Source organism: Streptomyces sp. BR123 (assembly GCF_013401435.1).
GTDB lineage: Bacteria > Actinomycetota > Actinomycetes > Streptomycetales > Streptomycetaceae > Streptomyces.
In genome coordinates, this window is the sequence record NZ_JACBGN010000062.1 from 20,617 (window position 1) to 31,895 (window position 11,279).

10 protein-coding genes are annotated in these 11,279 nt (G+C 75.2%); 7 read left to right on the forward strand and 3 right to left on the reverse strand.

Going from position 1 to position 11,279, the window contains the following annotated elements; genetic code table 11:
* Positions 1–21 precede the first annotated feature (21 nt).
* From HYE82_RS13065 to HYE82_RS13080, 4 genes are all read left to right on the forward strand, one after another.
* Positions 22–348 (forward strand): ABC transporter permease, encoded by a 327-nt coding sequence (locus HYE82_RS13065; protein ID WP_218782562.1) that lies wholly within the window; start codon positions 22–24, stop codon positions 346–348.
* A gap of 276 nt (positions 349–624) precedes the next feature.
* Positions 625–1,740: a mechanosensitive ion channel family protein gene (locus HYE82_RS13070; protein ID WP_179174176.1), complete on the forward strand. Its 1,116-nt coding sequence runs from the start codon at positions 625–627 to the stop codon at positions 1,738–1,740.
* 132 nt (positions 1,741–1,872) lie between these two features.
* Positions 1,873–2,325 (forward strand): DUF6153 family protein, encoded by a 453-nt coding sequence (locus tag HYE82_RS13075; protein WP_179174177.1) that lies wholly within the window; start codon positions 1,873–1,875, stop codon positions 2,323–2,325.
* Between the two features lie 218 nt (positions 2,326–2,543).
* Positions 2,544–3,206 (forward strand): DUF305 domain-containing protein, encoded by a 663-nt coding sequence (locus tag HYE82_RS13080; protein WP_179174178.1) that lies wholly within the window; start codon positions 2,544–2,546, stop codon positions 3,204–3,206.
* A gap of 349 nt (positions 3,207–3,555) precedes the next feature.
* On the opposite strand, the gene HYE82_RS13085 is transcribed toward HYE82_RS13080, so the two are convergent.
* Entirely contained in the window at positions 3,556–4,077 is a 522-nt protein-coding gene (locus tag HYE82_RS13085; protein WP_179174179.1) for a hypothetical protein, read from the reverse strand.
* Between the two features lie 39 nt (positions 4,078–4,116).
* Here HYE82_RS13085 and HYE82_RS13090 point away from each other — a divergent pair, with 39 nt between their 5' ends.
* Positions 4,117–5,106, forward strand: coding sequence for a YafY family protein (locus HYE82_RS13090; RefSeq protein ID WP_179174180.1), 990 nt, complete (start codon positions 4,117–4,119; stop codon positions 5,104–5,106).
* A gap of 87 nt (positions 5,107–5,193) precedes the next feature.
* Complete coding sequence (locus HYE82_RS37980) at positions 5,194–5,448, forward strand: GNAT family N-acetyltransferase (protein ID WP_309144299.1); 255 nt, start codon at positions 5,194–5,196, stop codon at positions 5,446–5,448.
* Between the two features lie 53 nt (positions 5,449–5,501).
* Here HYE82_RS37980 and HYE82_RS13100 read toward each other — a convergent pair whose 3' ends face one another.
* Positions 5,502–7,868: an FUSC family protein gene (locus HYE82_RS13100; RefSeq protein WP_179174181.1), complete on the reverse strand. Its 2,367-nt coding sequence runs from the start codon at positions 7,866–7,868 to the stop codon at positions 5,502–5,504.
* A 194-nt stretch (positions 7,869–8,062) separates the two neighbouring features.
* Between HYE82_RS13100 and HYE82_RS13105 the strand changes: the two genes are divergently transcribed.
* Positions 8,063–8,890 (forward strand): MerR family transcriptional regulator, encoded by an 828-nt coding sequence (locus tag HYE82_RS13105; protein ID WP_179174182.1) that lies wholly within the window; start codon positions 8,063–8,065, stop codon positions 8,888–8,890.
* Positions 8,891–9,137: 247 nt separating this feature from the next.
* Here HYE82_RS13105 and fusA read toward each other — a convergent pair.
* Positions 9,138–11,279: elongation factor G (gene fusA, locus HYE82_RS13110; RefSeq protein ID WP_179174183.1), on the reverse strand; the 2,142-nt coding region annotated here is incomplete at its 5' end.

Below are 11,279 nucleotides of genomic sequence, written 5' to 3' on the forward strand. Positions count from 1 at the left end.
GGAGAGAGGGGAGGCTGGGCCATGGCCTTCCACGACTTCCATCGCGCACCCCACGGCAGCGCGCGTCACGACAAGGCGCGTCACGACAGGGGCGGCCGGGAACGGCCGGTCCGTCCGCGGTTCTGGGCGGAGACCGTGCTCGGCAGCCTCTCCGCCCTGCTCTTCCTGGTCACGCTGGTCCGGCGGGACTGGATCGAGCTGCTCTTCGGAGTCGAACCGGATGCCGGGAGCGGGGCTCTGGAGTGGCTGGTCGTTGCCGTGACCGCGCTGGTCGCCGTCCTGTGCGCGCTCGGCGCACGGACGGAGTGGCGGCGCGCCCACCCGGCCGGGACCCAGGCCTCCCGGTAGCCCCCTGGCGCCATCCGCTTGCGCACCGCCACGAACCGTACGACGGGGGCCGGTTGGGCACCGGAACGCGCAACCCGGCGACCGACCGGCCCGATCGCGGCACCGTCACCCCCATGCGGCAGGATGGCCATCCGTTCCGGTTGCGTACACGCGCATGCCCGAACAGGCCCCCACGCACGACGAACTGACAGGTGGCAAGGTGACGACACACCCCATACGACGGCAGGCAGCACCCGTCCCCGCTCCCCCGGCCCGGCAGGCCACGGAGGGCGTCCGTTGAACCGGGACCTCGTCCTGCACGACTGGCTCGCGGCCGGCATCTCCCTCGCCGCGGGCGCCCTGGCCGCCCTCCTCCTGCGCGCCGTCCTGAAACGGCTGGCCAAGCACGCCGAGCGGACGCGGTGGGCGGGCGACGACATCATCGTCGACGCGCTGCGCCCCGTCGCCCCGGGCGCGGCACTCCTCGCCGGCGCCGCGGTGGCCGGCTCGATGCTGCCCCTCACCAGCAGGGTCTCCGGACTGCTCAACCAGACGCTGACCGCACTGCTGGTGCTCATCGCCACGCTCAGCACGGCCCGGGTCATCGCGGGCCTCGTCCAGTCCGTGGCCCAGTCGCGGACCGGCGTGGCCGGGTCGGCCTCGATCTTCGTGAACATCACCCGGATCGTGGTGCTCACGATGGGCTTCCTCGTGGCCCTCCAGACGATGGGCGTTTCCATCGCGCCGCTGCTGACCGCCCTCGGCGTGGGCGGCCTCGCGGTCGCCCTGGCGCTGCAGGACACCCTCGCGAACCTCTTCGCGGGCGTGCACATCCTCGCCTCGAAGACGGTGCAGCCCGGCGAGTACATCCGCCTCAGCAGCGGGGAGGAGGGGTACGTCGTCGACATCAACTGGCGCAACACCGTGGTCCGCAACCTGTCGAAGAACCTCGTGATCATCCCGAACGCACGGCTCGCCAAGACGAACATGATCAATTTCACGCAGCCCGAGCAGGAGCTGACCATCCTGGTGCAGGTGGGCGTGGGGTACGAGAGCGACCTGGAGCACGTGGAGCGGGTGACGCTGGAGGTGGTCGACGGGGTGATGGCGGAGATCAACGGCGCGGTCCCCGAGCACGAGGGCCTCGTCCGCTTCCACACCTTCGCGGACTCCAGGATCAACTTCACCGTGATCCTCGGCGTCGGCGAGTTCAGCGACCAGTACCGGATCAAGCACGAGTTCGTGAAGCGGCTGCACCGCCGGTTCCGGGAGGAGGGGATCTCGATCCCCGCGCCCACCCACACCGTCGCGATCCAGCGGGACCCGAAGCCGTCCGCGTTCGGCGCGGCCGTCCCGCAGCAGCGCGCGACCTCGCCGTCCGTGCTGACGAAGGACACGGGCTCCGGCCGCTAGCGACAGTTCCCGCGGGCCGCGCCGCTCCGGTGGCGGGCGGAGGGTCGTCGGATTGGTGCGGGCGGGTGGTGCCGTACCGCCGGAGGGCCCTCCCGCCGCGTCCGCGCGAAACCGGCCCCGTACGATGGGCCCGTGACCTTTGCCGCGCAGCCGACGAGCCGCCGTCCCGCCGGGCGCGGCTTCGTGCTGCTGGTACTGGTGCTGCTGGCCGGCGTGCTCGGGATGCACGCACTGCCGCCCAGCCCCGCCGCCGCCCGTACGGCCGCTGCCGCGCAGGCGGCGCACTCCGCGCACGCGATGGCCGCCGCCCGTACGGCCGCGCCCCCGGTCTCGGCCTCGGTTCCGGCTTCGGCCGTTGACCAGGACAGGGGCTGCTCGCACACCGACGGCGGATCCGGTCATCCGGGCCATGCCGACGCGATCTGCGCGGCGGCCGGGATCGGCTCCCCGTACGCGCCTCCGGCCCTGACGGCCGCGCTCGTGGGCGCGGCTCCCGAGCCGGTGCACCAGGGGGCGGTGCCGGGGGCGGCGGTGACCGACCGGGCCCCGCCGGACCTGGCCGAGTTGCAGCTCCTGCGGATCTAGAGCGGCCCGCGCGGCCCTGCCCCTGCCCGCCCCGTCCGATACCGGTCGGCGGGGGGCGCTGTGCGTGCCGTGCCGCCGGTACCTTTTCCTCCGTTTCCTCGCGCACGCCTCGTACCTGTCCGTGCCCCGGACGCGCCGCGCCCATGTGCCCGCAAGCGCAAGCGCACGCGCTCCCGTACGCCGTACCGGGCTGCGCCGCACCAAGGAGCAGCACCACCATGAGCAGCAAGCGTTCCCTCGTCCGCCGCACCGCCACAGCCGTCGCCGTCACCGCCGCGGCCGTCCTCGCCCTCGCGGCCTGCGGCGGCAACGGCGGCACCGACAGCGGCAACCGCTCCGCCGGCCACGGCGCGCACGACGGCGCCACCGCGTCGGCGGCACCGTCCGCTCCGGCCCCGGCGCCCGCCGGGCAGGGGCAGCACAACGCCGCGGACGTCGCCTTCGCCAAGGGGATGATCCCCCACCACCGCCAGGCGGTCGAGATGGCCGACCTGGCCTCCACCCGCGCCGAGAACGCCGAGGTGAAGAAGCTCGCCGCGGAGATCAAGAACGCCCAGGACCCCGAGATCAAGACCCTGTCCGGGTGGCTGGCCTCGTGGAGCGAGCAGGTGCCCGCCGAGGGCGCCATGGACCACTCCGCGCACGGCATGGCCGGGATGATGAGCGCTCAGGAGATGGACCGGCTGAAGAACGCCTCGGGCAAGGCGTTCGACACAGCCTTCACGGAACTGATGATCAAGCACCACGAGGGCGCCGTGACGATGGCCAAGACGGAGCAGACGGCGGGCTCCTTCCCGGAGGCCAAGACCATGGCCGAGGCGATCGTCACCTCCCAGTCCGCCGAGATCGCCCGGATGAACAAGTTCCTCGGCCGGAGCTGACCCGCACAACACCCCGGCCCGGGTGCGGGCGCCCCTCTGGCGCCGGCACCGCGGGCCGGGCCGCCCCGCCGTGCGGTTCGGGCCGTCCGGACGGCCCCGTCGGGGGCGACGGCAGGAATGACGGCGGGACGGCCCCGGGGTGAGGAAGTCCGCGATCCGGTGTTCCGCGCGCGATCCGGTGTTCCGCGTCGGGCGGGCAGCGCGGTGGGAATCGCAGGGGGCATCGCGAGCCGCTGCCGGCGCTGTCCACCGGCGTGCACGGGTCCGGGGATCGGCGGCCCGTGCCCGGGCGCCTGCCGGTCCCCCGTCGGCGGCGCGTACCGCTGTTCGCCACCGCGGCGGCTGCCGATCACCCGTGCGGCTGCCGTGTGCCGGGCCGGACCGGACCCGTGGTGCCCGTGGTGGGGGCCCGGAGGGTGTCGGCGAGGTAGCCGTCCAGGTCCGGGGCGGGGGCGGCGAGCATGTGCCGGACCCAGGCGTCGCGTTCGTGCGCGATCGGCGGCAGCTCCCACACGCAGCCGATCAGCGAGCGGTCGAGTCGTACGAAGCGGGCCGGATCGCGGTCCGGGCAGCCGAGAACCGGCTGCCCGGCCGCGCCGCCCGCGAAGTGCAGGACGTTGTCCCAGACCCAGCTGTAGACGTTCAGGTAGGCCCCGTCGTCCCCTCCCCTGTGGAGGACGAGGAAGCCGCCCGGAGGCGTCCCGTCGGGCTCGGGCAGCGTGCGCAGCAGCTGCGGGAGGAACCGGTGGGCGGCGTCCTCCACTTCCGGTTCGATTCCCGCCGGGTCGGCGGTGACGTGGTAGCGCTTGATCCGGCGGCCCTCGACGTCAATCGGGGGCCGGACGGTGAGGTTCTTCTCTGCGAAAGCCATGGCTGGACGGTAGGAGCGGTCCGCTGACATCGTGTGTCAGTGAAGTCGAGCCGTCTCGTGACGATCCTGCTGCTGCTCCAGACCCGGGGGCGGATGACCGCCGCCGCACTGGCGCGGGAGCTGGAGGTGTCCGTGCGGACGGTGTACCGGGACGTGGACGCGCTGGCCGCGGCGGGCATACCGCTGTACGGCGACGCGGGACACCGCGGCGGCTACCGGCTGCTCGACGGATACCGGACCCGGCTGACCGGGCTCAGCAGCACGGAGGCGGAGGCGCTGTTCCTGACCGGGATCCCCGGCCCGGCCGCCGAACTCGGCCTCGGGCGGGCCCTGTCGGCGGCCCAGCTGAAGCTGCGGGCGGCACTCCCCCGCGAACTCCGGGCCCAGGCCGACCTGATGCGGTCCCGCTTCCACCTCGACGCGCCCGGCTGGTACGCGCGGAACGCCGAGGTGCCGTTCCTGCCGCGCGTCGCGGACGCGGTGTGGCGGGGGCGGGTGGTGGAGGTCCGCTACCGCCGCTGGAAGGAACCGACCGACGTGGAACGCCGATTGCGGCCGTACGGGCTGGTGCTGAAGGCGGGCCGCTGGTACGTGGTGGCAGCGTCGGATCCGGAGCGGCCCCCGCGTACGTACCGGGTGGACCAGATCCTCGGCCTCACCGTCACCGACGAGGAGTGCGTGCCGCCTGCCGGCTTCGACCTGGCCGCGCACTGGGAGCAGGCCCGGGAGGACTTCCGGGCCCGGCTGTACCGCGGGCAGGCCGAGGTACGGCTCTCCCCGCGCGGCGTGACCCGCCTGAACGCCGACGACGCCGCGGCCGTGGCCGCCGGGGGCGGCCCCGATCCGGAACGGGACGGCTGGACCCGGGCCGTGCTGCCCGTCGAGTCCCCGGAACACGCCGTCGCGGCGTACCTCGCGCTGGGCACCGACATCGAGGTACTGGGCCCGCCCGAGCTCCGCACCCTGATCGCGGACACCGCGGCGGCGGTGGCGGCGCAGTACGCGGTGCGGTCCGCGGGTCAGCGCTGATCCGCCGTCGGCCGGAGGCGGCCGTGCCGGCTCGGGCGAGGCGGACGAGGACGTGCCGTTCACGGGCGTGGACATCGGCCAGGTTCGGTGTGGGGCCACGGCTGCGCCACCGAGGCTGCCCGGGCCTGCCCGGCTTTCGGCTTCGAGGCCCTCGGACTGCCGGAAGCGGTGGCATCGACGACCGCCGACGGCCATCGTTCCCGAGCGGTGATGCGCCGGATCGGCACGACCCGCGACCGGTTGACGACTTCGAGGACCCGAGCGTGCCCAAAGCCCCCTCCGCTCCTGTGTGCCGTGCCGGATCCCGGCAGCGATGCCGACGCACCACACCGCGCGGCGTAACGGGAGCCTCGGCACGGCCGGCACGCTCCGCGAGCGGGCCGCATGCGGCGGGGTCAGGACCGGGCCGTGCCGGTGATCCGCTCCAGGTCGGTCATCAGCGAGTCCAGCCAGAACACCGTCGCGTAGTACAGCCAAGGGGCGCCGTCCGGTTCCGCCTCGAAGTCGTCGAACGCCGGATCACGCAACGGCACCGGTGCCGAGGGCGTGTCGCTCCCCCGGTCGAGGGATCCCGATACCAGGAGCATCCGCCCCGCCACCCGGTCCCCCAGGCGGGTCACCGACGCGGCCGCCTCCCGCCCCAGCGTCGGCAGGGCGACCGGCCCGGGCCGCAGCGGTTCGGGCGGCTCCAGGAGGCGGTCCGCCCCCCACTGGGTGTGGTGTCCGGCCATCAGCGCGGCCTGCCAGTCGGGCTCCGCCAGTCCCGGCAGCTCGGGCGGCTGCAGCTCCGGCGGCTTCTGCGCGTCCCCGCCGGGCCCGGCCGCCCCGTGCGCAGCGTCCGGCCCGGCCGCCCCGGCCGCCCTGGCCGCCCCTGCCGCCCTGGCCGCCCCTGCCGCCTTGACCGCCGTGATCGCCCGATCTGCCGCAGCCGACCCGTGCGCCCCATCCGCCCCTGCGACCCCTGCGTGCCGTTCGGGCGGCGTCGCCGGCTCGCTCTGGTACTGGGCGTACGCCGACTCCGCCAGGTACAGCGCGTGCCGGAGCGAGCGGCGCCCCGGCACGGCGGGCATCGCCTCCCGCGCTCCGCCCGCCGCGATCGACGCCGTCGTGGCGACCACGACCTCCGCCGCACCCCGCAGGAGCACCGCCCCGGACCGCTGGAGCTCCTGATGCGCTCCGCGGGGCCACGCCAGCAGCCCGAACACCGCACCGATCGTGCTCCCGATCAGCACGTCGAGCAGCCGGAGCTCCGCCAGCTGCCAGCTCGCGGGCGCCAGCTGCGCGAACACCAGGGCCACCGTCAGGGTGAACAGCGCCTGCGCCCACCCCACCCCCTTGACCGGCCCGAGCGTGAAGGTCAGCAGCATGACCGGCAGCAGAGCGGCCGCGTACACGGTGGTGCGGGTGTCGACCAGGGCCAGCAGGCAGCCAGTCACCAGGGCGCCGATCAGGGTGCCGGTCAGGGCCGCGCGGATCGTCGTGCCGGTCTCGCGTACGGTCGTCCGGGTCAGCGTCAGCGTCGCGAGCGTGGCCCAGAAGCCGTGCGGGAGCGTGTCCAGTCCGGCGACGGCACGGGCCGCGGCCAGTGCGAGGCTGATCCGCACCGCGTTCTGGAAGAACACCGAACGGCTCCCCGTGTACCCCCACAGCCGGATCCACCACAGCCGCGGGGCCCTCATCCGCGCGTACCAGAACCGCGTCGTCGGGGCTCCCACCGCGGCGGCCCGCCCCCGCAGGGCGAGGTCGGCGGCGGTGGCCGCCGCGAGCGCGGCATCCGCCACCTCCAGGACGGCGGCGTGCCGCCGCAGCCGTCCGGGCGCACCGGACGGCTCGTCGCGCGCCGCGACCAGCGCCGCGCGGGCCCGGAGGAGGCCGTCGCGGGCGTCCACCGAGTCCGCCACGGGGGGTACGCCGCGCAGCCGGGCAGCGGCCTGCGACGCCGCACGCCGTACCGCGCCCAGGACCTCCGCGCCCGTCCGGTCCCCGGCGGCGGCCGGTCCGGCAGGGAGCCGCGCGAGCCGGCTCAGCAGCGTACGGGTGGCCAGGCCGGCGTGGGCGAGGGCACGGTCGCGGACGCTCGGCCCGGCTGGACGGTCCGCCTCCGGCACGGTCATCGGCCGCAGCCGGGCCGCGGCCTCCTTCGCGATGCCCAGGTCCTGGTCGGTCAGCCGGTAGGGGAACACGGCGAGCCCGCCCGCGCAGTGTTCCGCGGTGTCCAGGGCACGGGCGGCGAGCTCCCGGTACGGGACGGTCGGCGGCTCCGGGAAGAGGAACGCCTCCGCGGCCACCAGCAGCAGGATCCCGGCCGTGGCGCCGACGAGCCGCTGGCCGAGCGTGTCGGGGGCGTACGGGGGGAAGGATGGCAGGATGTACAGCAGCTGCAGGCCGGGCGCCGCGCCGGCCGGGCGGGGCCCGGCGACGGCGATGAAGGCCAGGGCGAAGCCGATGACCAGCATGCCGGCGACCGCGCTCCAGGTCCGAACGGCCAGGAACGTTCCGGCGGTGATCAGCAGCCAGGAGGCGGGCAGCAGGCGCACGACGACAGCGGCGCGCTGCCGGCCGGTGCCGGGGATCCGGGAGAGGCCCGCCAGGGACACGGCACCGAACAGGGCGTAGGTGGCGGCGACGGTGTCCCCGGAGCCGTACAGGAACAGGTAGAACGCGGCTCCGGCGGCCAGGGTGACCCGCGCGGCGCGGCGGGCGGCCACCGCGAAACCGGGTGCGGTCCGCACTGCGGTGAGGAAGGCGCCGACACGGCCCATGCCACCAGCATCACGTACCCGCGCCGACGGCACCTCCCGACCGGCGGTCGCCCGGCCGGCCCGGTGCCGGCCCGGCCCGGTGCCGGCCGGGTGTGGCCGAGTGCGCAGTTCCCGGCGCCCGCGGGCTTTCCGGGGGAGGGCGATGATGGGGCCTTGACCCTCACACCGTGTCAGGCGGTCCACTCGGAGACATCATGTTCACCATCGGAGACTTCGCCCGGCACGGCCGCGTCTCGGTACGGATGCTGCGCCATTACGACGCCATCGGGCTGCTGCGCCCGGCCCGTGTCGACCCCGCCACCGGCTACCGCCACTACACCGCCGCACAGCTGGCCCGCCTCAACCGGGTCATCGCGTTGAAGGACCTCGGTTTCACCCTGCAGCAGGTGCAGGACATCGTGGACGAGCGCATCGGCGTCGAGGACCTGCGCGGCATGCTGCGGCTCCGGCAGGCCGAGCTGGAGGCGGCCGTCGCGGCCGCGGCGGCCCGGCTGGTCCAGGTCGAGGCGAGGCTCCGGTCGATCGAGAGCGAGGGACGCATGCCCACCGACGACGTCGTCGTCAAGACCATCCCGGCCGTACGCGTGGCCGAGCTGACCGCCACCGCGGCGAGCTTCGCCCCGGAGGACATCTCCCCGGTCATCGGCCCGCTGTACGAGGAACTGTTCCGCCGCCTGGAGGAGGCGGGCATCAGCCCGTCCGGCCCGGGTGTCGCCTCCTACGAGGACGCCCCGGAGGGCGGCGGGGCGATCGTCGTCCACGCCGCCGTCGGGGTGTCGGCCCCGCTCCGGGGCCGGGAGGGGCACGGGGTCCTGCGGGTGCTCGACCTGCCGCCGGTCGAGCAGGCCGCGACGATCGTGCACCGCGGCTCCATGGACACGGTGCTGCCGACGGCCCAGACCCTGGCCCGCTGGATCGACGGCAACGGACACCGGTCCGGCGGCTACCCGCGGGAGGTCAACCTGGAGTGCCCGGAGAACCGGGACGACTGGGTGACCGAGCTGCAGGCGCCCCTGGACTGACCGGCAGCCTCCACCTGAGGGCCGCGGCCGGGCCCGCGCGGCGGATGCCACCGCCGCGCGGCGCCCCGGCCGGCCCCGGCGGGTCCGCTCCCCGGTCGGGCGCCGGCCGGGCTTCGGGGATCCCGGCAGGACCCGCTGCCCGGCGGACCCCGCGGACACGCCCCCGGACCGGGCGGGGCTCGGCCCGGGGGGTGCCCGGCCCGGGTGGCGCGGTTCCGGCAGGGCCCGGTTCGTGCCGGGGGCCGTTTCAGGGGGCCAGGACCGTCGCGGCCACTGCCTCCGGGACCGGGGCCATGCCCGCCGGGCGGGTGGTGAACGTGCCTCTGCCCTGGGTGCGGCCGCGCAGCCGGGACGCGTATCCGAACAGCTCGGCCAGCGGCACCACGGCGGTGACCGCCGTCGTGCCGGACCGGCCGGTGGAGCCGGTGACGCGGCCGCGGCGGGCCGCGAGGTCGCCGAGCACGGCCCCGACCGCGTCGTCGGGGACGGTGACCACGACCTCGGCGACCGGCTCCAGCAGGGCCATGGCGCTCGCCCGCAGGGCAGCACGCAGCGCGGCCCTGCCCGCCGTTCGGAACGCCGGCTCCGAGGAGTCCTTGGAGTGCGTCGCCCCGTCGGTGAGCGTGACGCGCAGCCCGGTCACCGGGTGGCCGCCCAGCGGCCCGTCGGCGAGCGCGTCCCGGCAGCCCGCCTCCACGGCGCGTACGAACTCCTGCGGGACGCGTCCGCCGACGACCGTCGAGCGGAATGCGAACGTCACCGGCTCCCGCTGTTCCCGTTCCCCTTCCTGTCCCCGTTCCGCTGTCTGCGCCGTCTCCGTCGCGTCCAGCGGCTCGACGTCGATCACGATGTGGGCGAACTGGCCGGCCCCGCCGTCCTGTTTGACGTGCCGGTGGACCAGGCCGGACACCCCCCGCACCACCGTCTCCCGGTACGAGACCTGCGGCCGGCCCACGACGAGTTCCAGTCCGTGGTCACGGCGGATCTTCTCCACCGCGACCTCCAGGTGGAGTTCGCCCATGCCCGACAGCACGGTCTGCCCGGTCTCCGGGTCGCTGCGCACCACCAGCGAGGGGTCCTCCTCGGCCAGCCGGGCCAGCGCGGTCGCCAGCCGTCCGGTGTCGGTGCTGCGGCGCGCCTCGACCGCCACCGACACCACCGGGTCCGCCACGGTCGGCGGTTCCAGCAGCATCGGCGCCTGCGGTGCGCACAGCGTGGTCCCGGCCCGGGCGGTCTTCGGGCCGACCGCGGCGACGATCTCGCCTGCCCGTGCCTCGTCCAGCTCGAAGTGCCGGTCAGCCTGTACGCGCAGGATGCGGGCGACGCGTTCGGTCCGGCCGGTGCCGGTGTCGAGCACGGTGTCCCCCTTCCGCAGGGTTCCGGAGTAGACGCGCAGGTAGGTGAGGCGGCCGGTCGCGGTCACCGCCACCTTGAAGGCGAGTGCGGCCACCGGTCCGGCGGGGTCGGGCAGGCGTTCCTGCTCGCCGCCGTCCGGCCCGAGGCCCCGTACGGGCGGCAGGTCGGCGGGCGAGGGGAGGTAGGCCACGACGGCGTCCAGGAGCGGCTCGACGCCCCGGTTGCGGTAGGCCGAGCCGCACAGGACGACCGTTCCCGAACCGTCGAGGGTCACCTCGCGCAGGGCGAGCGCGAGGGTGCCGTCGGACAGCGCGCCGGTGGCGCAGAACTCCTCCAGCGCGGCGGGATGCAGCTCGGCGGCCGTCTCCTCCAGCAGGCGGCGGCGCCGTTCCGCCTCCGCGCGCAGACCGGCGTCGCCCACCGCCTCCGGGTCGCGGACGTCCGCGGTCTCGTACGTGTCGCAGTCCGCGGGCCAGGTCAGGGCGCGCATGCGAACCAGGTCGACGAGGCCGGTGAAGCCGTCCTCGCGACCGATCGGCAGCTGGGCCACGAGCGGTACGGTGCCGAGCCGGTCGCGCAGCGAGGCGACGGCCGCGTCGAGGTCGGCGCCCGCCCGGTCCAGCTTGTTGACGAACGCGATCCGCGGGACGCCGTGCCGGTCCGCCTGCCGCCATACCGACTCGCTCTGCGGTTCCACACCGGCGACGGCGTCGAAGACGGCGACCGCGCCGTCCAGGACGCGCAGCGACCGCTCGACCTCGTCGGCGAAGTCGACGTGGCCGGGGGTGTCGATCAGGTTGATCCGGTGGCCGTCCCAGTCGCAGCTGACGGCGGCGGCGAAGATGGTGATGCCGCGGTCGCGTTCCTGGGCGTCGAAGTCGGTGACGGTGGTGCCGTCGTGGACCTCACCGCGCCTGTGGACGGCGCCGGCGGCGAACAGGATGCGCTCGGTCACCGTCGTCTTGCCGGCGTCGACGTGCGCGAGGATGCCGAGGTTGCGGGTGGTGGTGAGGGCGGGGGCAGAGGTCGGGGT